Consider the following 25,290-nt stretch of genomic DNA (forward strand, 5'->3'; position numbering starts at 1 on the left):
TTGGCGAAGGAATTGATAAAAACTCTTATAAAAGAAAGGGTTTTCATGTATAATGGCAACAACGTAAGTAAAGGGGGAAACAAGTCATGAGTTTGAAGAGAGAGAAATCCACCGCCGCTCCGGGAGTCGCTTCAATACAAAATGACTATGTCCGCTCGGTGGAACGCAAAGAAAAAAGACAGATGGCTCACAAGGTGCGGCTGTTCAGAAGACTGGCGGTTTTCGGGCTGGTCGTCCTAATGGCAAGTATCTGGATTGGTACAACGATTTATGCGCAATCCCAGACAATGACTGAAAAAGAGCAATTGCGGGCAGAAGCGCAGCTTGCACTGAAAGAAGTCGAAAAAGAACAAGTGCAATTGGAAGAGCAGATCATCTTGCTGAATGACGATGAATATTTGGCGAAATTAGCCAAAAAAGAGCTGTTTGTTTCAGAGGATGGCGAAATTATCTTTACATTACCGGAAAAATAAAGAAAAAGGGTGTAAAAAAAGAGTCGTCAGTTGACACTCTTTTTTTCATGGTTATAATTAGAAGTGTGACGGAAAACCGTCATCACAACTAAATGGCTTTTAGTAGCCATCTTAATTTTTAAGGAGGAGCATTTTTTTTATGTCGATTGAAGTAGGCAGCAAGTTAGAAGGTAAAGTTACAGGTATTACAAATTTTGGAGCGTTCGTTCAGCTTCCAACTGGTGCAACAGGCCTCGTGCATATTAGTGAAGTCGCCGACAACTATGTAAAAGATATCAACGATCATTTAAAAGTTGGGGAAATGGTGGAAGTGAAAGTGATGAATGTGGAAGCTGACGGTAAAATTGGCCTTTCCATTCGCAAAGCCAAACCGCAACCAGCCGGCGCTACAGATCGACCACAACGCCCACGTCCAAGCAATCGTTCATTCGAACGCGCGCCGAAAGAGAACTTTGAAACAAAAATGGCGAAGTTCCTGAAGGACAGCGAAGAGAATGCGACGACATTGAAACGCGCTACAGAATCCAAGCGCGGTGGCCGAGGCGCAAAAAGAGGCTAACTTGCTAGCTGTTTTAATGGCATGGAAAGATGCTTCAGCGCAGCTGAACCATAGTGATAGTGGAACGCTTCTCAATCGGGAAGCGTTTTTTTCTAATAAAATTTCTGTCAGAGAGTGAAGTAAGATGAAAAAAGGTCAATGTCCTGGAAAACAAGACATAAAAAATAAGCGTCCCCACAAGAGGGACGCTTATTTCTATAAGATGGCGGCAGAGGGGATCGAACCCCCGACCTCACGGGTATGAACCGTACGCTCTAGCCAGCTGAGCTACGCCGCCATGTTGAAACGGACATTTCATATCATACTATGAGATGCGCCAACAAGTCAATTGCGATTTCGAAAAAATATTATGCCAATAAAGCAGACAACTGCATCACGACGGGAGGAGGCGCCAAGTGAAGAATTTCCACGAGCAGATGACCGACTATATGACGAAATTTAAACTGTTGGAATCTGGCGATCACGTGCTGCTCGGCTGCTCAGGCGGCATCGATTCAATGGTGCTGCTGCATTATTTGAAAACACATGAAGCTGCGCTGTCAATTACAGTCGAAGCTGTCCATGTCAATCATATGCTGCGGAGCGACGAGTCGATTGAAGACCGGCTGTTCACAGAAAAAACCTGCGAACAATGGGGCATTCCTTTCCATAGCCGCGACATTCCGATTCCCGCCATCCTCGAAACCACTGGCGGCAACAAACAGCAAGTCTGCCGCCAGGAGCGGTATAAATATTTCAAAGAGGTAATGGATGCGACCGGTGCCACCAAAGTCGCCACCGCCCATCACGCAGACGACCAGCTCGAGACGATCCTGATGTCGGGGCTGAGGGGAACCCTGCAATCCGGTTCATTTGGCATGCCGTCAAGCCGGCCGTTTGGAGCTGGGAATCTCGTCCGTCCTTTGCTGGCGGTCAACAAACAGGAAATTGCTGACTACGCCATCACTTATGCCGTGCCGTTCAGAGAAGACCCGAGCAATGCGGAAACCCATTACACGCGTAACCGAATCCGTAAAAATGTCGTACCGGAATTAAAAAAAGAAAACGCTGACGTATCGAAACAGTTTGTGGAATTATCCGAAAGTTTGCAGGAAGATCAAAAGTTCCTGACCGAGTTGGCACAGGAAAAATTGGATGCACTCTTTTCGCCGGATGATCAGGAAATCACATTGTCGGCCGTAAGGTTCAGATCCCATGCATCTGCTTTACAAAAAAGAATGGTTCTACTACTATTAAACTATCTATATAATGGTGAGCAAGTTAACGTTACAAGGCAACTTGCCGAACAAGTACAGGAAATGATGCAAAGCTCGTCCGGCACCATTTTCCTGCATTTACCCCAAAAGTATATGATGGTTCGACAATATGATCGTGTTTTATTCAGCCAACGAGACCCGGAGGCCGCTCCACAAGCGTTCAATGTGCGGATTAGCAATGAATGGTCAGTGGCGGTAAAGAATTTTCGTTACAAACTGGTCTCTGCTCAAAACTTTGAGGAAATGCCGGACGTTTTCGCCTGGTACCTTTCAGGGGAAGATGAACCGCAGCTGCAGATCCGCAGCCGACTGCCGGGCGATCGCATCCCGCTGCCCGGAATGTCGAATTCCAAAAAAGTCGCAAGGCTGATGATTGATGAAAAAGTTCCAGCCCCTCTTCGATCGGGATGGCCCGTCATTACTGATGGCAATGACGAAATTTTACTGGTGCCAGGTTTACGACCGTCACGGCATATCAGCGCCATTCCACGTCCGGAAGACAAATGGGTTCTTATGGAACAAAAATGTGAAGATCGCGGAAGCGAATTATAGGAGGCCCACTTATGTTGCAGAAAGACATCGAAGAAATATTAATCTCCGAAGAACGGCTTCAGGAGAAAGCTCGTGAGCTTGGAGAAATCCTGACGACTGATTATAAAGACAAATATCCGTTGGCAATCGGCGTATTAAAAGGCGCTATGCCGTTCATGGGCGATTTGATGAAGCGTTTCGACGGTTTTGTCGAAATGGATTTCATGGATGTGTCGAGTTATGGCAATGCCACTGTTTCTTCGGGAGAAGTGAAAATCGTCAAAGATTTGAACGCCAGCGTGGAAGGCCGTGACTTGCTGATTATTGAAGACATCATCGACAGCGGTTTGACACTCAGCTATTTGGTGGACCTCTTCAAATACCGGAAAGCGAATTCCATCAAAATTGTCACTTTGCTGGACAAGCCAACGGGCCGGAAAGTGGACCTGAAAGCAGATTACATCGGCTTTGAAGTGCCGGATGCATTTGTTGTCGGATACGGATTGGATTATGCGGAAAAATACCGCAACCTGCCATATATCGGGATTCTCAAGCCAGTGGTTTACAGCGGAGAATAGGAATAGACATAAGAAATTCACAGTCTGTCGATTAACCCCGCCAGACGAGTGCTTATCGTTGTATGCTTAAATGCTCCTATGTTAGTATTTAGTATAGTTTTGGGAAACTTTGTGAGGAGGCTTGGGATGAATCGAATATTTCGATACACCATATTTTATTTACTGATTTTCCTAGTTATTATCGGTATTCTGGGGACATTTAATAACAGTGGCCAACCAACTGAAGATATAGGATATAACGAATTTTTGCAGGCGTTGGAAAATGGAGAAATCCAGAACGTCACGATACAGCCGACATCCATGGTATATGAAGTTACGGGGTCACTCGATGGCTATGATGAGGACCAGTCATTCGTAACAAATATTCCGCTGGAAAATGAGGCTTTGATGAATCAGATTGACGAAGTTGCGCGAGCTGACGGTGCAGAAATCACTTACGTGGAAGCACCACAGACAAGCGGTTGGGTTCAGTTCTTCACAGGTATCATTCCCTTCATCATCATCTTCATCCTTTTCTTCTTCTTGCTAAATCAATCACAAGGCGGCGGAGGCGGCCGTGTGATGAACTTCGGCAAAAGTAAAGCGAAGCTGTATGACGATCAGAAGCAAAAAGTGCGCTTCGATGATGTAGCAGGAGCGGACGAAGAGAAACAGGAATTGGTCGAAGTGGTCGATTTCCTGAAAGATCCACGTCGTTTTGACGATATCGGTGCACGCATTCCAAAAGGGCTTTTGCTTGTCGGACCTCCGGGTACCGGTAAAACATTGCTGGCCCGCGCGGTTGCAGGAGAAGCGGGCACTCCGTTCTTCTCAATCAGTGGTTCCGATTTCGTGGAAATGTTCGTAGGGGTCGGGGCATCACGTGTCCGTGACTTGTTCGAAAATGCCAAGAAAAATGCTCCATGTATCATTTTCATCGATGAAATTGATGCAGTTGGACGCCAGCGTGGCGCAGGCCTCGGCGGTGGACATGACGAGCGTGAACAAACATTGAACCAACTATTGGTTGAAATGGATGGTTTTGGTGCCAATGAAGGCATCATCATTATCGCAGCAACAAACCGTCCGGATATTCTGGATCCGGCTCTTCTTCGCCCAGGGCGCTTTGACCGTCAGATCACAGTTGGCCGTCCGGATGTAAAAGGACGCGAAGAAGTATTGAAAGTCCATGCACGCAACAAGCCGCTTGACGAGACTGTTGACATGAAAGCAATCGCTCAACGGACTCCAGGATTTTCAGGCGCCGATTTGGAGAATTTATTGAACGAGGCAGCACTGGTTGCCGCCCGTCGCAGTAAACTCAAAATTGATATGTCCGATATCGACGAAGCGACTGACCGTGTAATTGCAGGTCCCGCCAAGAAGAATCGCGTCATTTCGAAGAAAGAACGCAATATCGTCGCTTATCATGAATCTGGCCATACGGTCATCGGATTGGTACTCGATGACGCGGATATCGTTCACAAAGTAACAATCGTTCCCCGTGGACAAGCTGGCGGTTACGCCGTCATGCTGCCACGTGAAGATCGTTACTTTATGACAAAACCGGAATTGCTTGATAAAATTGCCGGCTTGCTCGGCGGCCGTGTCGCTGAGGACATCACTTTCGGTGAAGTTTCAACCGGCGCCCATAACGATTTCCAGCGTGCAACGGCTATCGCCCGCAGCATGGTAACGGAATACGGGATGAGTGATAAAATCGGGCCGATCCAATTCGGCCAGGCACAAGGCGGAAATGTTTTCCTTGGCCGCGATTTTAATTCAGAGCAGAATTATTCAGATGCCATCGCATTTGAAATTGATCAGGAAATCCAACGCATCATCAAAGAGCAGTACATTCGCACAAAAGAGATTCTTACTGAAAACAAAGAACTTCTCGAATTGCTTGCGCAGACCTTGCTTGAGATTGAAACTTTGGATGCCGCTCAAATTCAGCATTTGAAAGAACATGGTACGCTGCCGGAGCGTTCATATGAAGCGCTGAACGGTGACTACGAAGATAAAACGATCGATCTGGATAAAGAAGAGGAAGTTCCTGATGTGACAGGAGCACCGCATGACCCTTCAGCTGGGGATCTTCCAAGTGAAGAACCATCATCTGACAGAGTTAAAGATCCTATCCATGAAGAGCGTAAATAATAAGTTTGATAAGCTGGTTGCCCGCTTCCGTTAAGGAAGAGGCAGCCAGTTTTTTTCTTTCCCATGAAACTATGGTATGATATTTTGGAAAATTGCAGATAAATGGGGAGCGCAAAATGATTCTAGTTATGGACATCGGGAACAGCAATATCGTGATGGGTATTTACGATCAAAACACATTAACCCATCACTGGCGCATGGAAACGGACCGCCACAAAACGGAAGATGAATACGGCATGCAGGTCAAAGCGTTTCTGCAGGATGTCGGCTTAAAATTCACGGATGTCACAGGCATCATCATGTCATCGGTCGTTCCGCCCATCATGTTTTCATTGGAACGGATGGCCTCCAAATATTTTGGCGTCAAGCCGCAGGTTGTAGGCCCAGGCCTAAAGACCGGTCTCAATATCAAGTACGATAATCCCAAGGAAGTCGGCGCAGACCGCATCGTTAACACCGTGGCTGCGATTCATGAGTTCGGCGGACCATTGATTATCGTCGATTTCGGAACTGCAACGACTTATTGCTATATCAATGAAGCGCAGCAATACATGGGCGGCGCCATTGCTCCGGGCATCGGCATTTCCACGGAAGCGCTTTACAGCCGCGCCGCGAAATTGCCGCGCATTGAAATTGCCCGGCCAGAGAACGTCATCGGCAAAAATACGGTTTCCGCCATGCAGGCCGGCATCGTTTACGGTTTTGTCGGACAGGCGGAAGGCATCATCGCCAGGATGAAACAGCAGAGCTTGGAAACGCCCATGGTCATTGCGACCGGTGGAATGGCGTCGTTAATAGCAGCTGAATCCAGGCTGATTGATAAAGTGGAGCCGTTTTTAACATTGAAAGGCCTCTATTTAATTTACAAACGCAATGAAGCTTTATAAGAAAGGACGATTTGAATGGCAGATTATTTAGTGCGGGGGCTTGCCTTCGGAGGAAGTGTCCGTGTGTTCGCGGTGGACAGTACGGAAACAGTGGGGGAAGCGCAGCGGAGACATATGATGTGGCCGACTGCAACAGCTGCCGTTGGCCGGTTGATGACGGGCGGTGTCATGTTCGGCGCAATGCTGAAAGGTGATGACAAAGTCGTTTTGAAAATAGACGGCGGTGGTCCGCTCGGCGCGATTCTGGTGGACAGCAATGCACACGGCGGCGTTCGCGGCTATGCGAAACATCCGCAGACCCACTTGGAACTCAGCGCCAAAGGAAAATTGGATGTTGGGGAAGCGGTCGGCAAAGACGGCATGCTGTCGGTAATCAAAGATCTTGGCATGCGCGACTTTTTCACGGGCCAGAGCCCGATTGTGTCAGGAGAAATCGCAGAAGATCTTACTTATTATTTTGCTGTCTCCGAACAGGTTCCTTCTTCTGTCGGCCTCGGCGTATTGGTGGATACCGATAATTCCGTGCTGGCTGCAGGAGGTTTTATTGTCCAATTAATGCCGGATGCAGACGAAGCGGCGATTGATAAACTTGAAAAAAGTTTGGCGAACATTCAACCTGTTTCCAAAATGATTCAACTGGGATACAGTCCTGAAAGAATTTTAGAAGAAATATTCGGTGAAGGAAACGTAGAAATCCTCGATCGCATACCGGTGAAATTCGAATGCAATTGTTCCAAAGAACGTTTTGCGGAAGGGATTATTGGATTGGGGAAAGAAGAAATCCAAAAAATGATTGAAGAAGACGGTTCAGCTGAAACGCAATGCCATTTCTGCCTGGAAACGTATCATTATTCAAAAGAAGAATTGGAAGCGCTCATCGATGAGTTATAACAATGACAAGGGTCGGCCCGGCACAGCACCGGGTGAAACGGGCAGGCCGAGAAGAAGATTAAAAACCAAACCATTGATGGTTCTGCTGCTGATCCTGTTGGCAGGAAATTTACTGTGGTTCATTGCCTGGCTGATTCCCGGCAATCCGGGCGGCAACGAGGAAGTCGCCTCCGTCAGCGGCGAAGAAATCACGCGGCAGGAATGGATGGCGGCGATGGAAGAGCAGCACGGGCGCGAAACCCTGCTCGACCTTGTGAACCTGAAAGTGATGGAAACGGCAGCGAAGGAATACGGCATTAAAATCAGCGACAAAGAAATTGACCTGGAACTCGCGATGATGCGTTCGGCGCGGGATGGCAGCGAACAAACGCTTTATTCCTCAGACGGTGAACGGATGAGGGAAAGAGTGACGGCGCAGCTGATCCTGGAGAAAGTGCTGACAAAAGACGTTGTAATAGAAGAAAGTACAATAGAAGCTTTTTATCAGGAAAATCAATCGTTATACGATGTTCCTGATTCCTATAAAACCCGGGTGATCGTCGTCGAATCTACAGACGAAGCGCAGGCTGTCATAGCGGAACTTGAAAATGGTTCTTCGTTTGAAGCGCTAGCGCGGGAACGGTCTGTCGATACGGCGACCGGTAGCCTGGGGGGCGATATCGGATATGTGGTGCCAGGGCAATCCACCATTGATGAATCCATTGCGAATGCTGCCGCTTCAGTGGAAGTGGGCGGCTGGTCCGAACCATTGATGTTGGCTGACGGGCGGACTGCTGTGATTTCGGTGACCGAAAAAGCGGAAGGCCAGAGTTTTACATACGAAGATGTTGAAGGCCACATAAGCCGGGAGCTCGCTCTGGAGCAATTGCCGCAGTCGGTTACGCCGGAAGCTTTCTGGCGGGAATTTGAAACCGAATGGTTCTACGGCGAATAAACCCTGCGATTTGACAGTGAAGGATAAACATTGATACGATTAGTCCATGAAATGCCGATAAAACTACTAGGGATTAGGAGTGTTGAAAATGGCTCGTATTGCAAATGACATTACAGGTTTGATTGGACAGACACCTATCGTCAAATTAAACCGATTAACAGGTGCGGAAGACGCAGAAGTGTATTTGAAATTGGAGTATTTCAATCCGGGCAGCAGCGTAAAAGACCGCATTGCCTTATCCATGATCGAAGCGGCTGAAAAATCAGGTGATTTAAAAGAAGGCGACGTCATCATTGAACCGACCAGCGGGAACACTGGTATCGGATTGGCGATGATTGCCGCTGCCAAAGGCTATAAGGCAGTTTTGGTTATGCCGGATACGATGAGCATGGAACGCCGCAATCTGTTGCGCGCTTACGGGGCAGAACTTATTTTGACTCCGGGAGCGGAAGGCATGAACGGCGCCATCAAAATGGCAGAACAACAGGCAACTGAAAACAATTGGTTCATGCCTCAACAATTCAATAACGAAGCAAACCCGGAAATTCACCGTTTAACAACGGGTCCTGAAATCGTGGAAGCGATGGGCGACCAATTGGATGCCTTCGTTTCCGGCATCGGAACCGGCGGCACCATTACGGGAGCCGGGCAGGTATTGAAAGAGAACTACCCGAACATCCTGATTGCTGCCGTGGAACCTTCGGATTCACCGGTATTATCCGGCGGTAAACCGGGACCGCATAAAATTCAGGGAATTGGTGCAGGATTCATTCCCCAAATACTGAATACCGAAATCTACGATGAAGTTATGCAAGTGTCCAATGAGCAGTCCTATGAAACGGCGCGGAAAGTTGCGCGTGAAGAAGGCATTCTTGGGGGTGTTTCCTCCGGAGCGGCGGTATACGCAGCACTCCAACTCGCGAAACGGTTGGGCAAAGGCAAAAAAGTGCTGGCAATCCTGCCGTCAAACGGCGAACGCTACCTGAGCACCCCGCTATATCAATTCGAAGAAACTAACTGAACAATTTCCAAAGGGCATGCTCCGGCGTGCCCTTTTATTGTGTAAAAAACCGTTCTTCGCGGTAAGATGGATACATAGAATATTTCCCGGGAAATAAAATAACTGGTAATAGAGATGGAAGGTGCCGATATTGAACATTGATTTCACTGGAAAAACCCTGATCATGGGGATATTGAATGTCACGCCCGATTCGTTTTCCGATGGGGGGGAATATAACTTTTTGGAAAATGCGGTGGCGCATGCCAAGAAAATGGCTCAAGAAGGTGCAGACATTATAGATGTAGGCGGCGAGTCCACCCGCCCCGGCCACAAACAGATATCTGTTGAAGAAGAAATTGCGCGCGTAGTTCCTGCCATCAAGGCGATAAAAAAAGAATTGAATATAGTTCTTTCCATTGATACATATAAATCAGAGGTGGCAGAAGCGGCAATTACCGCCGGAGCCGACATTATCAACGACATTTGGGGTGCGAAATACGACCCCGCTATTGCTGCAGTCGCAGCAAAACATCAGGTGCCGCTTATCTTGATGCATAACCGTAACGATACGTCATATACCGATTTCTGGAATGAAGTGAAAAACGACATGGAAGAAAGCATTCGGATAGCTATGGAAGCAGGTGTGAAGAAAGAAAACATCTGGCTCGATCCGGGCATCGGTTTCGGCAAAGACACCCGCCAAAACATCGAGATGATGCAATTATTGGGAGAATTTGTCGGTTTGGGTTATCCGGTTTTATTGGGGACATCCCGAAAATCAATGATCGGAAAAGTATTGAATGTGCCAGTTAGTGAGCGGCTGGAAGGTTCCTTGGCGACAGCCTGTTACGGAGCCGGAAAAGGATGCAGCATCGTAAGGGTGCATGACGTGAAAGAAACAGTGCGTGCTTTGAAAATGACGGATATTCTAAACGGCAAAATGAAATACCAGGAGGCGGAATGATGGATTATATACATTTGAATGAAATGGAGTTCTATGGCTACCACGGAGTTTTCCCGGAGGAGACGAAACTCGGCCAGCGTTTTCGGCTGACGGTTTCATTGGCTGTAGACTTGAAAATGGCGGGAGAAACAGATGCTTTGGAGCATACGGTCCATTATGGCGAAGTTTATAATGCATGCCAGTCAATAATAGAAGGTGAGCCGAAAAAACTTCTGGAGGCAGTCGCGGAAACCCTTGCTTCTGATGTTCTATCCGCATTTCCTTTGGTAAAAGGAATCCGTATACTTTTAATCAAACCCGACCCACCGATTCCGGGCCATTATAAGTCTGTGGCGGTCGACATCACCAGAGGGGAATTCCTATGAATAATAGTTACTTATCTTTAGGTTCAAATATGGGGAATCGGCTGGAAATGCTAAAGCAGGCTGTGCGCTTATTAAATGAGCATCAAAGTATCGATGTCCTGAAAATCTCTTCTTTATATGAGACGGAGCCGGTCGGTTTTACCGAACAGGAGCCATTCCTGAATATGGTTGTTTATTTGCAAACGGATCTTTCAGCTCTGGATTTGCTCGAGGTGTGTCAGGACATCGAAAGGAAATTAGATCGCAAACGCGAAATAAGATGGGGCCCACGGACGATCGACCTTGATATTTTGCTCTTTAATAGCGACAAGATAAAAACAGACCGGCTAATTATTCCTCATCCGCGCATGCATGAACGGGCTTTTGTGTTAATTCCGTTGCTGGAGCTCGATCCCGGTCAAGATTTTATTGAACCTCAAAGAGAAGGTATAATGTTATGGGAGACATACAATAGTGTAGAATCGTTTTTGTTCGAATAGGTGGCCAAACAACTGAAACACCTCCACACTTTAGTGGGTTTTGTTAAGAATAACGCTTAAAAACTATTGGTGTCCGAAGCAGTTAGCAATGCCGTTTGTAAAAGTAATATGATACTGCCATAGATTTATGGCAGCTTTTTTTATGTAGGAAGAAGAAAAATTGTGTACAATAGATAAATACACGAACGAGCGTGGTTTTTATAAATGAAGGAGTGTAGGGAATGTCAGAAGAGTTAAACGATCAAATATTGGTGAGACGCCAAAAAATGCAAAACTTCCGTGATAACGGGATAGATCCTTTCGGCGGCAGATTCGAACGAACACATTTATCAGAAGAGATAGTGAAAGAGTATGATAGATTTTCTAAAGAAGAGTTAGAAGAAGCAGGACATGAAGTAGTGATTGCCGGACGAATTATGACGAAGCGCGGCAAAGGGAAAGCGGGATTTGCTCATCTCCAAGACTTAAAAGGCCAAATACAGATTTATGTCCGCAAAGACGCCATCGGAGAAAAAGCATATGACTTTTTCAATACAGCAGACTTGGGAGATATTATCGGCGTGAAAGGCACAGTCTTCAAAACGAATGTAGGAGAGTTATCTGTAAAAGCGAAAGAAGTGGAATTTCTGACTAAAGCTTTGCGTCCGTTACCGGAAAAGTACCATGGTTTAAAAGATGTCGAACAGCGCTATCGCCAACGCTACCTGGATTTAATTTCGAGTGAAGAAAGCAAGGAGACTTTTATTCTGCGCAGCCGCATTATTCAATCGATGCGCCGCTACCTTGATAACCTAGGTTTTTTGGAAGTTGAGACGCCAATGTTGCATTCGATAGCTGGCGGAGCGGCGGCGAGACCATTCGTTACCCATCACAATGCTTTGGACATGGAGCTCTATATCCGCATTGCGATTGAATTACACTTGAAGCGCCTTATAGTTGGTGGATTAGAGAAAGTTTACGAAATCGGCCGGGTTTTCCGTAATGAAGGGATCTCGACCCGTCATAACCCGGAATTTACAATGTTGGAACTTTACGAAGCATATGCAGACTACAATGATGTGATGGTACTCACTGAAAATTTAGTTGCCCATGTGGCACAAGAAGTTTTAGGGAAAACCAGTGTCATCTATAATGGAGAAGAAATTAATCTGGCACCTGGCTGGAAACGTCTCCACATGGCAGATGCTGTTAAGGAATATGTAGGAGTGGATTTCTGGAAACCTATGACTAAGGAAGAAGCCCAGTCTTTGGCTCAAGAACATAACATAGAAATTAAACCGACAATGGAAACCGGACATATCTTAAATGAATTCTTTGAACAAAGAGTGGAAGAACAACTAGTTCAACCAACATTTGTTTATGGTCATCCAGTTGAGATCTCACCTCTTGCAAAGAAAAACCCAAAAGATGAGCGTTTTACAGACAGATTTGAATTATTTATTGTACGCCGAGAACATGCGAATGCCTTTACTGAATTGAACGATCCCATCGATCAGCGTCAACGTTTCGAAGCACAACTCGTAGAAAAAGCTGAAGGCAACGACGAAGCGCATGAAATGGATGAAGATTTCATTGAAGCACTTGAGTATGGAATGCCTCCAACTGGTGGCTTGGGAATAGGAATTGATAGGCTGATCATGTTATTAACTGACTCAGCATCAATTAGAGATGTTCTCTTATTCCCTCAAATGCGTCCTAGGGAATGATACAAATAGTAGGAAGGAGACTCAGTGGATTTTGCTGAGTCTCTTATTTTATAATAAAACACTTGTTTTCTATTGAAAGCAATGATACAATATTTCTTGTCGCGTTTTTGATATATTTAAATTAGCTTCGAAAATAATCGGCAATTAACTTGTTGACATCTTTTGGACAAGCTGGTAATATTGAAAAGTCGCTGTTCCAATTAACAGCGTTGACATTTTGAAACATGAACCTTGAAAACTGAACAGCAAAACGTCAACAAACAGCAACGGTCGCGCAAAACGGCCCGCGCAACCTTACTGATCAGCATCACGCAGATCAAAGCGAATCGTGCGTCTTTTAGACCGCGATGCGCCAGCAAGTATTTGAGCAATCAACTACTCTATAATGGAGAGTTTGATCCTGGCTCAGGACGAACGCTGGCGGCATGCCTAATACATGCAAGTCGAGCGGAACCTTGGGAGCTTGCTCCCTTGGTTCAGCGGCGGACGGGTGAGTAACACGTGGGCAACCTGCCCTGCAGATCGGGATAACTCCGGGAAACCGGTGCTAATACCGAATAGTTTGCGGCCTCTCCTGAGGCTGCACGGAAAGACGGTTTCGGCTGTCACTGCAGGATGGGCCCGCGGCGCATTAGCTAGTTGGTGGGGTAATGGCCCAACAAGGCGACGATGCGTAGCCGACCTGAGAGGGTGATCGGCCACACTGGGACTGAGACACGGCCCAGACTCCTACGGGAGGCAGCAGTAGGGAATCTTCCGCAATGGACGCAAGTCTGACGGAGCAATGCCGCGTGAGTGACGAAGGTTTTCGGATCGTAAAACTCTGTTGTGAGGGAAGAACAAGTACCAACTAACTACTGGTACCTTGACGGTACCTCACCAGAAAGCCACGGCTAACTACGTGCCAGCAGCCGCGGTAATACGTAGGTGGCAAGCGTTGTCCGGAATTATTGGGCGTAAAGCGCGCGCAGGCGGTCCCTTAAGTCTGATGTGAAAGCCCACGGCTCAACCGTGGAGGGTCATTGGAAACTGGGGGACTTGAGTGCAGAAGAGGAAAGTGGAATTCCATGTGTAGCGGTGAAATGCGTAGAGATGTGGAGGAACACCAGTGGCGAAGGCGACTTTCTGGTCTGTAACTGACGCTGAGGCGCGAAAGCGTGGGGAGCAAACAGGATTAGATACCCTGGTAGTCCACGCCGTAAACGATGAGTGCTAAGTGTTAGGGGGTTTCCGCCCCTTAGTGCTGCAGCTAACGCATTAAGCACTCCGCCTGGGGAGTACGGCCGCAAGGCTGAAACTCAAAGGAATTGACGGGGGCCCGCACAAGCGGTGGAGCATGTGGTTTAATTCGAAGCAACGCGAAGAACCTTACCAGGTCTTGACATCCCGCTGACCGCCTAGGAGACTAGGCTTTCCCTTCGGGGACAGCGGTGACAGGTGGTGCATGGTTGTCGTCAGCTCGTGTCGTGAGATGTTGGGTTAAGTCCCGCAACGAGCGCAACCCTTGATCTTAGTTGCCAGCATTCAGTTGGGCACTCTAAGGTGACTGCCGGTGACAAACCGGAGGAAGGTGGGGATGACGTCAAATCATCATGCCCCTTATGACCTGGGCTACACACGTGCTACAATGGACGGTACAAAGGGTAGCCAACCCGCGAGGGGGAGCCAATCCCAGAAAACCGTTCTCAGTTCGGATTGCAGGCTGCAACTCGCCTGCATGAAGCCGGAATCGCTAGTAATCGTGGATCAGCATGCCACGGTGAATACGTTCCCGGGCCTTGTACACACCGCCCGTCACACCACGAGAGTTTGTAACACCCGAAGTCGGTGAGGTAACCATTCGTGGAGCCAGCCGCCGAAGGTGGGACGGATGATTGGGGTGAAGTCGTAACAAGGTAGCCGTATCGGAAGGTGCGGCTGGATCACCTCCTTTCTAAGGATATTATCGGAAGCCAGACCTGCGGGTTTGGCGTTGACGTTTTGCGTTCAGTTTTGAAGGTTCACCTGCAGGCGATGCCTGGTGGCGTGACTTTCAACACTTGTTCTTTGAAAACTGGATAAAACGACATTGAAACAAAACGAAACAAGCGATTCATGAAGTGACACGATCACCAATCGGTGATCAACTTTTTAACAGAACCAACTTGGTTAAGTTAGGAAGGGCGCACGGTGGATGCCTTGGCACTAGGAGCCGAAGAAGGACGGCACTAACACCGATATGCTCCGGGGAGCTGTAAGTGAGCTTTGATCCGGAGATTTCCGAATGGGGAAACCCGCTGCCTGTAATGGGGCAGTATCCATGTGTGAATTCATAACACATGCGAAGGCACACCCAGGGAACTGAAACATCTAAGTACCTGGAGGAAGAGAAAGCAAATGCGATTCCCTGAGTAGCGGCGAGCGAAACGGGAACAGCCCAAACCAAGAGGCTTGCCTCTTGGGGTTGTAGACACTCTATACGGAGTTACAAAAGAACGCGTTAGGCGAAGCGACCTGGAACGGTCCGCGATACCGGGTAACAGCCCCGTAGCCGAAAGTGTGTTCCCTCCAGAGTGGATCCTGAGTACGGCGGAACACGTGAAATTCCGTCGGAATCCGGGAGGACCATCTCCCAAGGCTAAATACTCCCTAGTGACCGATAGTGAACCAGTACCGTGAGGGAAAGGTGAAAAGCACCCCGGAAGGGGAGTGAAATAGATCCTGAAACCGTGTGCCTACAAGTAGTCAGAGCCCGTTAATGGGTGATGGCGTGCCTTTTGTAGAATGAACCGGCGAGTTACGATTGCATGCAAGGTTAAGGTGAGAAGCCGGAGCCGCAGCGAAAGCGAGTCTGAACAGGGCGACAGAGTATGCAGTTGTAGACCCGAAACCAGGTGATCTACCCATGTCCAGGGTGAAGGTAAGGTAACACTTACTGGAGGCCCGAACCCACGCACGTTGAAAAGTGCGGGGATGAGGTGTGGGTAGCGGAGAAATTCCAATCGAACCTGGAGATAGCTGGTTCTCTCCGAAATAGCTTTAGGGCTAGCCTCAATCTTTTAGAATCCTGGAGGTAGAGCACTGTTTGGACTAGGGGCCCATCCCGGGTTACCGAATTCAGACAAACTCCGAATGCCAGTGATTTATGATTGGGAGTCAGACTGCGAGTGATAAGATCCGTAGTCAAGAGGGAAACAGCCCAGACCACCAGCTAAGGTCCCCAAATATCCGTTAAGTGGAAAAGGATGTGGCGTTGCTTAGACAACCAGGATGTTGGCTTAGAAGCAGCCATCATTTAAAGAGTGCGTAATAGCTCACTGGTCGAGTGACACTGCGCCGAAAATGTACCGGGGCTAAACGGATTACCGAAGCTGTGGATGGATCTCGCAAGAGATCCGTGGTAGGAGAGCGTTCTAAGGGCGTCGAAGCGGAACCGGAAGGATTCGTGGAGCGCTTAGAAGTGAGAATGCCGGTATGAGTAACGAAAGACGGGTGAGAATCCCGTCCACCGAATGCCCAAGGTTTCCTGAGGAAGGCTCGTCCGCTCAGGGTCAGTCGGGACCTAAGTCGAGGCCGATAGGCGTAGACGATGGACAACAGGTTGATATTCCTGTACCACCTCCCGCCGTTTGAGCAATGGGGGGACGCAGAAGGATAAGGTGAGCGCGCCGTTGGTTGTGCGCGTCCAAGCAGTGAGGCGTGGAATGAGGCAAATCCCATTCCTGATACGTTGAGCTGTGATGGCAAGGGGCATTGCGCCCTGGAGTCCCTGATTTCACACTGCCAAGAAAAGCCTCTAGCGAGGCGGGAGGTGCCCGTACCGCAAACCGACACAGGTAGGCGAGAAGAGAATTCTAAGGTGAGCGAGTGAACTCTCGTTAAGGAACTCGGCAAAATGACCCCGTAACTTCGGGAGAAGGGGTGCTCTGGTAGGGTGTTACAGCCCGAGAGAGCCGCAGTGAATAGGCCCAGGCGACTGTTTAGCAAAAACACAGGTCTCTGCAAAACCGTAAGGTGACGTATAGGGGCTGACGCCTGCCCGGTGCTGGAAGGTTAAGGGGAGTGCTTAGCGCAAGCGAAGGTGCGAACCGAAGCCCCAGTAAACGGCGGCCGTAACTATAACGGTCCTAAGGTAGCGAAATTCCTTGTCGGGTAAGTTCCGACCCGCACGAAAGGCGTAACGATCTGGGCACTGTCTCAACGAGAGACTCGGTGAAATTATAGTACCTGTGAAGATGCAGGTTACCCGCGACAGGACGGAAAGACCCCGTGGAGCTTTACTGTAGCCTGATATTGAATTTTGGTGCAACTTGTACAGGATAGGTAGGAGCCAATGAACCCGGAGCGCCAGCTTCGGTGGAGGCGTCGGTGGGATACTACCCTGGTTGTATTGAACTAACCCGCACCCCTGATCGGGGTGGGAGACAGTGTCAGGCGGGCAGTTTGACTGGGGCGGTCGCCTCCTAAAGAGTAACGGTAAGGAGGCGCCCAAAGGTTCCCTCAGAATGGTTGGAAATCATTCGCAGAGTGTAAAGGCAGAAGGGAGCTTGACTGCGAGACGTACAGGTCGAGCAGGGTCGAAAGACGGGCTTAGTGATCCGGTGGTTCCGCATGGAAGGGCCATCGCTCAACGGATAAAAGCTACCCCGGGGATAACAGGCTTATCTCCCCCAAGAGTCCACATCGACGGGGAGGTTTGGCACCTCGATGTCGGCTCATCGCATCCTGGGGCTGTAGTCGGTCCCAAGGGTTGGGCTGTTCGCCCATTAAAGCGGTACGCGAGCTGGGTTCAGAACGTCGTGAGACAGTTCGGTCCCTATCCGTCGCGGGCGCAGGAAATTTGAGAGGAGCTGTCCTTAGTACGAGAGGACCGGGATGGACACACCGCTGGTGTACCAGTTGTTCCGCCAGGGGCATCGCTGGGTAGCTATGTGTGGCCGGGATAAGTGCTGAAAGCATCTAAGCACGAAGCCCCCCTCAAGATGAGATTTCCCATTGCGCAAGCAAGTAAGATCCCTCAAAGACGATGAGGTAGATAGGTTCGAGGTGGAAGCGTGGCGACACGTGCAGCTGACGAATACTAATCGATCGAGGACTTAACCAAATTCATTTCATGAAGCGCGAAGTTCGATCCGGATCAATGTCGTTTATCCAGTTTTGAAAGAATAAAAAGGCGGCAGGCTGCAAAAAAAGGGCTTGTAAAACTCGCCAGAGTTGCTATAATAAAACTTGTCTTTCAGAAAGAAACAAATAGTCCAGTGACGATGGCAAAGAGGCCACACCCGTTCCCATCCCGAACACGGCAGTTAAGCTCTTTTGCGCCGATGGTAGTTGGGGGTTTCCCCCTGTGAGAGTAGGACGTCGCTGGGCATACATATTGGAGGATTAGCTCAGCTGGGAGAGCATCTGCCTTACAAGCAGAGGGTCGGCGGTTCGATCCCGTCATCCTCCACCATTTTTTCTCTTTCGCCGGAGTAGCTCAACTGGTAGAGCAACTGACTTGTAATCAGTAGGTTGAGGGTTCAAGTCCTTTCTCCGGCACCACTCATTGCATGAGCCATTAGCTCAGTTGGTAGAGCATCTGACTTTTAATCAGAGGGTCGAAGGTTCGAATCCTTCATGGCTCACCATTTTAATTTCATAATTGCCACGCGGGTGTGGCGGAACTGGCAGACGCACTAGACTTAGGATCTAGCGCCTTCGGGCGTGGGGGTTCGACTCCCTTCACCCGCACCATTTTTTTGCGGAAGTAGTTCAGTGGTAGAACGCCACCTTGCCAAGGTGGAGGTCGCGGGTTCGACCCCCGTCTTCCGCTCCAATTTTTTTGCAGACAAGCCGACCCTAAGCCGGGGTGGCGGAACTGGCAGACGCACAGGACTTAAAATCCTGCGGTAGGTGACTACCGTACCGGTTCGATTCCGGTCCTCGGCACCATTTGTTTGACAAAACCGAAACTTCATCATAACAATGCGCCCGTAGCTCAATTGGATAGAGTACTTGACTACGAATCAAGCGGTTAGAGGTTCGAGTCCTCTCGGGCGCGCCATATTTTCACATCCAGCAATGATAGTCCGGGAAGTAGCTCAGCTTGGTAGAGCACTTGGTTTGGGACCAAGGGGTCGCAGGTTCGAATCCTGTCTTCCCGACCATTTTCACGGGGCCTTAGCTCAGCTGGGAGAGCGCCTGCCTTGCACGCAGGAGGTCAGCGGTTCGATCCCGCTAGGCTCCACCAATTTATATTTTGAACCTTGAAAACTGAACAGCAAAACGTCAACAAACAGCAACGGCCGCGCAAAACGGCCCGCGCAAACTTACTGATCAGCATCACGCAGATCAAAGCGAATCGTGCGTCTTTTAGACCGCGATGCGCCAGCAAGTATTTGAGCAATCAACTACTCTATAATGGAGAGTTTGATCCTGGCTCAGGACGAACGCTGGCGGCATGCCTAATACATGCAAGTCGAGCGGAACCTTGGGAGCTTGCTCCCTTGGTTCAGCGGCGGACGGGTGAGTAACACGTGGGCAACCTGCCCTGCAGATCGGGATAACTCCGGGAAACCGGTGCTAATACCGAATAGTTTGCGGCCTCTCCTGAGGCTGCACGGAAAGACGGTTTCGGCTGTCACTGCAGGATGGGCCCGCGGCGCATTAGCTAGTTGGTGGGGTAATGGCCCACCAAGGCGACGATGCGTAGCCGACCTGAGAGGGTGATCGGCCACACTGGGACTGAGACACGGCCCAGACTCCTACGGGAGGCAGCAGTAGGGAATCTTCCGCAATGGACGCAAGTCTGACGGAGCAATGCCGCGTGAGTGACGAAGGTTTTCGGATCGTAAAACTCTGTTGTGAGGGAAGAACAAGTACCAACTAACTACTGGTACCTTGACGGTACCTCACCAGAAAGCCACGGCTAACTACGTGCCAGCAGCCGCGGTAATACGTAGGTGGCAAGCGTTGTCCGGAATTATTGGGCGTAAAGCGCGCAGCAGGCGGTCCCTTAAGTCTGATGTGAAAGCCCACGGCTCAACCGTGGAGGGTCATTGGAAACTGGGGGACTTGAGTGCAGAAGAGGAAAGTGGAATTCCATGTGTAGCGGTGAAATGCGTAGAGATGTGGAGGAACACCAGTGGCGAAGGCGACTTTCTGGTCTGTAACTGACGCTGAGGCGCGAAAGCGTGGGGAGCAAACAGGATTAGATACCCTGGTAGTCCACGCCGTAAACGATGAGTGCTAAGTGTTAGGGGGTTTCCGCCCCTTAGTGCTGCAGCTAACGCATTAAGCACTCCGCCTGGGGAGTACGGCCGCAAGGCTGAAACTCAAAGGAATTGACGGGGGCCCGCACAAGCGGTGGAGCATGTGGTTTAATTCGAAGCAACGCGAAGAACCTTACCAGGTCTTGACATCCCGCTGACCGCCCTGGAGACAGGGCTTTCCCTTCGGGGACAGCGGTGACAGGTGGTGCATGGTTGTCGTCAGCTCGTGTCGTGAGATGTTGGGTTAAGTCCCGCAACGAGCGCAACCCTTGATCTTAGTTGCCAGCATTCAGTTGGGCACTCTAAGGTGACTGCCGGTGACAAACCGGAGGAAGGTGGGGATGACGTCAAATCATCATGCCCCTTATGACCTGGGCTACACACGTGCTACAATGGACGGTACAAAGGGCAGCCAACCCGCGAGGGGGAGCCAATCCCAGAAAACCGTTCTCAGTTCGGATTGCAGGCTGCAACTCGCCTGCATGAAGCCGGAATCGCTAGTAATCGTGGATCAGCATGCCACGGTGAATACGTTCCCGGGCCTTGTACACACCGCCCGTCACACCACGAGAGTTTGTAACACCCGAAGTCGGTGAGGTAACCATTCGTGGAGCCAGCCGCCGAAGGTGGGACGGATGATTGGGGTGAAGTCGTAACAAGGTAGCCGTATCGGAAGGTGCGGCTGGATCACCTCCTTTCTAAGGATATTATCGGAAGCCAGACCTGCGGGTTGCGTTGACGTTTTGCGTTCAGTTTTGAAGGTTCACCTTCAGGCGGCAACGCCTTTTTGCGTGGCTTTCCATACAACTACACATTCCCAAGAGGGCCTATAGCTCAGCTGGTTAGAGCGCACGCCTGATAAGCGTGAGGTCGATGGTTCGAGTCCATTTAGGCCCACCATTTTTTTGCTTCTTGGGGCCTTAGCTCAGCTGGGAGAGCGCCTGCCTTGCACGCAGGAGGTCAGCGGTTCGATCCCGCTAGGCTCCACCATCCATTCTGTAAATCGGAATGGCTAACTTGTTCTTTGAAAACTGGATAAAACGACATTGAAACAAAACGAAACAAGCGATTCATGAAGTGACACGATCACCAATCGGTGATCAACTTTTTAACAGAACCAACTTGGTTAAGTTAGGAAGGGCGCACGGTGGATGCCTTGGCACTAGGAGCCGAAGAAGGACGGCACTAACACCGATATGCTCCGGGGAGCTGTAAGTGAGCTTTGATCCGGAGATTTCCGAATGGGGAAACCCGCTGCCTGTAATGGGGCAGTATCCATGTGTGAATTCATAACACATGCGAAGGCACACCCAGGGAACTGAAACATCTAAGTACCTGGAGGAAGAGAAAGCAAATGCGATTCCCTGAGTAGCGGCGAGCGAAACGGGAACAGCCCAAACCAAGAGGCTTGCCTCTTGGGGTTGTAGGACACTCTATACGGAGTTACAAAAGAACACGTTAGGCGAAGCGACCTGGAACGGTCCGCGATACCGGGTAACAGCCCCGTAGCCGAAAGTGTGTTCCCTCCAGAGTGGATCCTGAGTACGGCGGAACACGTGAAATTCCGTCGGAATCCGGGAGGACCATCTCCCAAGGCTAAATACTCCCTAGTGACCGATAGTGAACCAGTACCGTGAGGGAAAGGTGAAAAGCACCCCGGAAGGGGAGTGAAATAGATCCTGAAACCGTGTGCCTACAAGTAGTCAGAGCCCGTTAATGGGTGATGGCGTGCTTTTGTAGAATGAACCGGCGAGTTACGATTGCATGCAAGGTTAAGGTGAGAAGCCGGAGCCGCAGCGAAAGCGAGTCTGAACAGGGCGACAGAGTATGCAGTTGTAGACCCGAAACCAGGTGATCTACCCATGTCCAGGGTGAAGGTAAGGTAACACTTACTGGAGGCCCGAACCCACGCACGTTGAAAAGTGCGGGGATGAGGTGTGGGTAGCGGAGAAATTCCAATCGAACCTGGAGATAGCTGGTTCTCTCCGAAATAGCTTTAGGGCTAGCCTCAATCTTTTAGAATCCTGGAGGTAGAGCACTGTTTGGACTAGGGGCCCATCCCGGGTTACCGAATTCAGACAAACTCCGAATGCCAGTGATTTATGATTGGGAGTCAGACTGCGAGTGATAAGATCCGTAGTCAAGAGGGAAACAGCCCAGACCACCAGCTAAGGTCCCCAAATATCCGTTAAGTGGAAAAGGATGTGGCGTTGCTTAGACAACCAGGATGTTGGCTTAGAAGCAGCCATCATTTAAAGAGTGCGTAATAGCTCACTGGTCGAGTGACACTGCGCCGAAAATGTACCGGGGCTAAACGGATTACCGAAGCTGTGGATGGATCTCGCAAGAGATCCGTGGTAGGAGAGCGTTCTAAGGGCGTCGAAGCGGAACCGGAAGGATTCGTGGAGCGCTTAGAAGTGAGAATGCCGGTATGAGTAACGAAAGACGGGTGAGAATCCCGTCCACCGAATGCCCAAGGTTTCCTGAGGAAGGCTCGTCCGCTCAGGGTCAGTCGGGACCTAAGTCGAGGCCGATAGGCGTAGACGATGGACAACAGGTTGATATTCCTGTACCACCTCCCCGCCGTTTGAGCAATGGGGGGACGCAGAAGGATAAGGTGAGCGCGCCGTTGGTTGTGCGCGTCCAAGCAGTGAGGCGTGGAATGAGGCAAATCCCATTCCTGATACGTTGAGCTGTGATGGCAAGGGGCATTGCGCCCTGGAGTCCCTGATTTCACACTGCCAAGAAAAGCCTCTAGCGAGGCGGGAGGTGCCCGTACCGCAAACCGACACAGGTAGGCGAGAAGAGAATTCTAAGGTGAGCGAGTGAACTCTCGTTAAGGAACTCGGCAAAATGACCCCGTAACTTCGGGAGAAGGGGTGCTCTGGTAGGGTGTTACAGCCCGAGAGAGCCGCAGTGAATAGGCCCAGGCGACTGTTTAGCAAAAACACAGGTCTCTGCAAAACCGTAAGGTGACGTATAGGGGCTGACGCCTGCCCGGTGCTGGAAGGTTAAGGGGAGTGCTTAGCGCAAGCGAAGGTGCGAACCGAAGCCCCAGTAAACGGCGGCCGTAACTATAACGGTCCTAAGGTAGCGAAATTCCTTGTCGGGTAAGTTCCGACCCGCACGAAAGGCGTAACGATCTGGGCACTGTCTCAACGAGAGACTCGGTGAAATTATAGTACCTGTGAAGATGCAGGTTACCCGCGACAGGACGGAAAGACCCCGTGGAGCTTTACTGTAGCCTGATATTGAATTTTGGTGCAACTTGTACAGGATAGGTAGGAGCCAATGAACCCGGAGCGCCAGCTTCGGTGGAGGCGTCGGTGGGATACTACCCTGGTTGTATTGAACTTCTAACCCGCACCCCTGATCGGGGTGGGAGACAGTGTCAGGCGGGCAGTTTGACTGGGGCGGTCGCCTCCTAAAGAGTAACGGAGGCGCCCAAAGGTTCCCTCAGAATGGTTGGAAATCATTCGCAGAGTGTAAAGGCAGAAGGGAGCTTGACTGCGAGACGTACAGGTCGAGCAGGGTCGAAAGACGGGCTTAGTGATCCGGTGGTTCCGCATGGAAGGGCCATCGCTCAACGGATAAAAGCTACCCCGGGGATAACAGGCTTATCTCCCCCAAGAGTCCACATCGACGGGGAGGTTTGGCACCTCGATGTCGGCTCATCGCATCCTGGGGCTGTAGTCGGTCCCAAGGGTTGGGCTGTTCGCCCATTAAAGCGGTACGCGAGCTGGGTTCAGAACGTCGTGAGACAGTTCGGTCCCTATCCGTCGCGGGCGCAGGAAATTTGAGAGGAGCTGTCCTTAGTACGAGAGGACCGGGATGGACACACCGCTGGTGTACCAGTTGTTCCGCCAGGGGCATCGCTGGGTAGCTATGTGTGGCCGGGATAAGTGCTGAAAGCATCTAAGCACGAAGCCCCCCTCAAGATGAGATTTCCCATTGCGCAAGCAAGTAAGATCCCTCAAAGACGATGAGGTAGATAGGTTCGAGGTGGAAGCGTGGCGACACGTGCAGCTGACGAATACTAATCGATCGAGGACTTAACCAAAACACCACTTTCAGGAACGCAATTGTTTCGCACGCTGTTTCAATGTCTGTTGTATCCAGTTTTGAGGGCGCAAGCACTCAAAAAAAGTAGTCCAGTGACGATGGCAAAGAGGCCACACCCGTTCCCATCCCGAACACGGCAGTTAAGCTCTTTTGCGCCGATGGTAGTTGGGGGTTTCCCCCTGTGAGAGTAGGACGTCGCTGGGCATCAAAAAAGAAAGGTCGTGACCGCGCAAGCGGTAGCGATCTTTCTTTTTAAATTTATTTGTAAATAAAATTTTTGAAAAATAAATTACTCTTTCAAAAAAGATTGAAAAGTTTAAAAATAGGGAATTTAAAATTGAGGTGGTAACAATGAAATCCGGGATATACAGAGTTGAAACTATTGATAAGAGAACGGCTTTACTAAAGCCATTGGATGAAGACCATGAACAATACACTTTTCCTGTTAGTGAATTTACTCATGAAGTCTCAAGGGGAGATGTTGTTGAAATTTGGCTTGAGGGGACTCAGTGGAGAACAAAATATCTTGAAGAGGAAACTAAGTCAATTCAGAGTCATTTGAAGGATTTCAAAAAGCGTATATTTGATGAAGAATGAGGTAATGATTAAAGGCAATCTCAGAATAGTTTATTCTGGGATTTTTTTTATTCTCAATTTAGTACATACTATTTGAGTTTTATAAAAACCTTACGCTATAATTAAGTCAAATATAGTCAAAGTCAACTTTAAGTACATGAGATAAAGAGGTGAATGCAATGCGTAACATTTCTAATGTAATTGAAGGTTATTTAAAGCAAGTTATCGAAGTAAGCGAAAGAGAATATATTGAAATTAAAAGAAGTGAAGTAGCAGAAAGATTTCAATGTGTTCCCTCGCAAATTAATTATGTGATTAATACCAGGTTTACTCCAGAGCGGGGTTATTTGGTTGAAAGTAAACGAGGTGGCGGCGGCTATATCCGAATTAAACGTATTCGTCTTCATCAAAAATCCGATGTAATTACAGGGATTATCCAGCATTTGGAGAATGGCGCCACTCAAAGTATGGCTGAAGATATTGTATTCCGTTTGTTAGATGAAGACATTGTAACTAAGCGGGAAGCGAAAATGATTTTGAGTGCTATCGACCGGTCTACACTCCTATTGGGTCTGCCATTGAGGGATGAGGTTCGTGCAAGGATTCTCATTGCTATGCTATTCACAATTCAATTCCAGTCAAATTAACGGGGAGTGGT

The 25,290-nt window shown here is 49.3% G+C and carries 15 protein-coding genes, 12 tRNA genes and 6 rRNA genes; 32 read left to right on the top strand and 1 reads right to left on the bottom strand.

Going from position 1 to position 25,290, the window contains the following annotated elements:
* Positions 1 to 86: 86 nt before the first annotated feature.
* A complete protein-coding gene (locus DHX103_RS08010) occupies positions 87 to 473 on the top strand; it encodes an FtsB family cell division protein (protein ID WP_422121808.1) in 387 nt (128 codons plus the stop codon).
* Between the two features lie 139 nt (positions 474 to 612).
* Positions 613 to 1,032: a S1 domain-containing RNA-binding protein gene (locus DHX103_RS08015; protein ID WP_422121809.1), complete on the top strand. Its 420-nt coding sequence runs from the start codon at positions 613 to 615 to the stop codon at positions 1,030 to 1,032.
* A gap of 203 nt (positions 1,033 to 1,235) precedes the next feature.
* Here the strand turns inward: DHX103_RS08015 and DHX103_RS08020 are convergent.
* Positions 1,236 to 1,309: transfer RNA gene (locus DHX103_RS08020), tRNA-Met, on the bottom strand.
* 118 nt (positions 1,310 to 1,427) lie between these two features.
* Here DHX103_RS08020 and tilS point away from each other — a divergent pair.
* The 30 genes from tilS (at position 1,428) to DHX103_RS08170 (ending at position 25,279) form a co-directional block, all read left to right on the top strand.
* Positions 1,428 to 2,840 carry a tRNA lysidine(34) synthetase TilS gene (tilS, locus tag DHX103_RS08025; protein WP_422121810.1) on the top strand — a complete coding sequence of 471 codons (1,413 nt, stop codon included), beginning with the start codon at positions 1,428 to 1,430 and terminating at the stop codon, positions 2,838 to 2,840.
* Positions 2,841 to 2,851: 11 nt separating this feature from the next.
* Positions 2,852 to 3,397, top strand: coding sequence for a hypoxanthine phosphoribosyltransferase (hpt, locus tag DHX103_RS08030; protein WP_422121811.1), 546 nt, complete (start codon positions 2,852 to 2,854; stop codon positions 3,395 to 3,397).
* Between the two features lie 126 nt (positions 3,398 to 3,523).
* Positions 3,524 to 5,536: an ATP-dependent zinc metalloprotease FtsH gene (gene ftsH, locus DHX103_RS08035; protein WP_422121812.1), complete on the top strand. Its 2,013-nt coding sequence runs from the start codon at positions 3,524 to 3,526 to the stop codon at positions 5,534 to 5,536.
* A gap of 116 nt (positions 5,537 to 5,652) precedes the next feature.
* On the top strand, positions 5,653 to 6,423 hold the full coding sequence (locus DHX103_RS08040; protein ID WP_422121813.1) for a type III pantothenate kinase: 771 nt from the start codon (positions 5,653 to 5,655) through the stop codon (positions 6,421 to 6,423).
* Between the two features lie 15 nt (positions 6,424 to 6,438).
* Positions 6,439 to 7,314, top strand: coding sequence for an Hsp33 family molecular chaperone HslO (gene hslO, locus DHX103_RS08045; RefSeq protein ID WP_422121814.1), 876 nt, complete (start codon positions 6,439 to 6,441; stop codon positions 7,312 to 7,314).
* The gene (locus tag DHX103_RS08050) at positions 7,304 to 8,248 is read left to right on the top strand and encodes a peptidyl-prolyl cis-trans isomerase (RefSeq protein WP_422121815.1); all 945 of its coding nucleotides are present in this window, start codon (positions 7,304 to 7,306) and stop codon (positions 8,246 to 8,248) included. The genes hslO and DHX103_RS08050 overlap by 11 nt, the downstream gene beginning before the upstream one ends.
* Before the next feature lie 88 nt (positions 8,249 to 8,336).
* A complete protein-coding gene (cysK, locus tag DHX103_RS08055) occupies positions 8,337 to 9,269 on the top strand; it encodes a cysteine synthase A (RefSeq protein WP_422121816.1) in 933 nt (310 codons plus the stop codon).
* A 130-nt stretch (positions 9,270 to 9,399) separates the two neighbouring features.
* Positions 9,400 to 10,212, top strand: coding sequence for a dihydropteroate synthase (folP, locus tag DHX103_RS08060; protein ID WP_422121817.1), 813 nt, complete (start codon positions 9,400 to 9,402; stop codon positions 10,210 to 10,212).
* Entirely contained in the window at positions 10,212 to 10,577 is a 366-nt protein-coding gene (gene folB / locus DHX103_RS08065) for a dihydroneopterin aldolase (RefSeq protein ID WP_422121818.1), read from the top strand. Before folP ends, folB begins: the two co-directional genes overlap by 1 nt.
* Positions 10,574 to 11,056 (top strand): 2-amino-4-hydroxy-6-hydroxymethyldihydropteridine diphosphokinase, encoded by a 483-nt coding sequence (gene folK / locus DHX103_RS08070; protein WP_422121819.1) that lies wholly within the window; start codon positions 10,574 to 10,576, stop codon positions 11,054 to 11,056. The genes folB and folK overlap by 4 nt, the downstream gene beginning before the upstream one ends.
* Positions 11,057 to 11,277: 221 nt before the next feature.
* Positions 11,278 to 12,762, top strand: coding sequence for a lysine--tRNA ligase (gene lysS, locus DHX103_RS08075; protein ID WP_422121820.1), 1,485 nt, complete (start codon positions 11,278 to 11,280; stop codon positions 12,760 to 12,762).
* A 382-nt stretch (positions 12,763 to 13,144) separates the two neighbouring features.
* A 16S ribosomal RNA gene (locus DHX103_RS08080) occupies positions 13,145 to 14,695 on the top strand.
* A gap of 213 nt (positions 14,696 to 14,908) precedes the next feature.
* Positions 14,909 to 17,845, top strand: a 23S ribosomal RNA gene (locus DHX103_RS08085).
* A 150-nt stretch (positions 17,846 to 17,995) separates the two neighbouring features.
* Positions 17,996 to 18,111, top strand: a 5S ribosomal RNA gene (rrf, locus tag DHX103_RS08090).
* Between the two features lie 9 nt (positions 18,112 to 18,120).
* Positions 18,121 to 18,196 (top strand) — tRNA-Val (locus tag DHX103_RS08095).
* A gap of 13 nt (positions 18,197 to 18,209) precedes the next feature.
* Positions 18,210 to 18,285: transfer RNA gene (locus DHX103_RS08100), tRNA-Thr, on the top strand.
* A gap of 10 nt (positions 18,286 to 18,295) precedes the next feature.
* Positions 18,296 to 18,371 (top strand) — tRNA-Lys (locus tag DHX103_RS08105).
* Between the two features lie 21 nt (positions 18,372 to 18,392).
* Positions 18,393 to 18,477: transfer RNA gene (locus DHX103_RS08110), tRNA-Leu, on the top strand.
* Between the two features lie 7 nt (positions 18,478 to 18,484).
* A tRNA-Gly gene (locus tag DHX103_RS08115) sits at positions 18,485 to 18,559 on the top strand.
* A gap of 27 nt (positions 18,560 to 18,586) precedes the next feature.
* Positions 18,587 to 18,675: transfer RNA gene (locus DHX103_RS08120), tRNA-Leu, on the top strand.
* Between the two features lie 35 nt (positions 18,676 to 18,710).
* Positions 18,711 to 18,787: transfer RNA gene (locus DHX103_RS08125), tRNA-Arg, on the top strand.
* A gap of 26 nt (positions 18,788 to 18,813) precedes the next feature.
* Positions 18,814 to 18,890 (top strand) — tRNA-Pro (locus tag DHX103_RS08130).
* A gap of 7 nt (positions 18,891 to 18,897) precedes the next feature.
* Positions 18,898 to 18,973, top strand: a tRNA-Ala gene (locus DHX103_RS08135).
* A 167-nt stretch (positions 18,974 to 19,140) separates the two neighbouring features.
* A 16S ribosomal RNA gene (locus DHX103_RS08140) occupies positions 19,141 to 20,692 on the top strand.
* Positions 20,693 to 20,817: 125 nt separating this feature from the next.
* A tRNA-Ile gene (locus tag DHX103_RS08145) sits at positions 20,818 to 20,894 on the top strand.
* A gap of 14 nt (positions 20,895 to 20,908) precedes the next feature.
* Positions 20,909 to 20,984 (top strand) — tRNA-Ala (locus DHX103_RS08150).
* A 134-nt stretch (positions 20,985 to 21,118) separates the two neighbouring features.
* Positions 21,119 to 24,054: ribosomal RNA gene (locus DHX103_RS08155) — 23S ribosomal RNA — on the top strand.
* A 90-nt stretch (positions 24,055 to 24,144) separates the two neighbouring features.
* Positions 24,145 to 24,260 (top strand): 5S ribosomal RNA (gene rrf, locus DHX103_RS08160).
* The 16S, 23S and 5S rRNA genes sit together here with 11 tRNA genes alongside, the layout of an rRNA operon.
* A 147-nt stretch (positions 24,261 to 24,407) precedes the next feature.
* Positions 24,408 to 24,653 (top strand): hypothetical protein, encoded by a 246-nt coding sequence (locus DHX103_RS08165; protein ID WP_422121821.1) that lies wholly within the window; start codon positions 24,408 to 24,410, stop codon positions 24,651 to 24,653.
* Between the two features lie 158 nt (positions 24,654 to 24,811).
* Positions 24,812 to 25,279 (top strand): CtsR family transcriptional regulator, encoded by a 468-nt coding sequence (locus DHX103_RS08170; RefSeq protein WP_422121822.1) that lies wholly within the window; start codon positions 24,812 to 24,814, stop codon positions 25,277 to 25,279.
* The last annotated feature ends 11 nt before the right edge of the window (positions 25,280 to 25,290 follow it).

It is taken from the genome of Planococcus daihaiensis (genome assembly GCF_049262615.1).
Taxonomy (GTDB): domain Bacteria; phylum Bacillota; class Bacilli; order Bacillales_A; family Planococcaceae; genus Planococcus.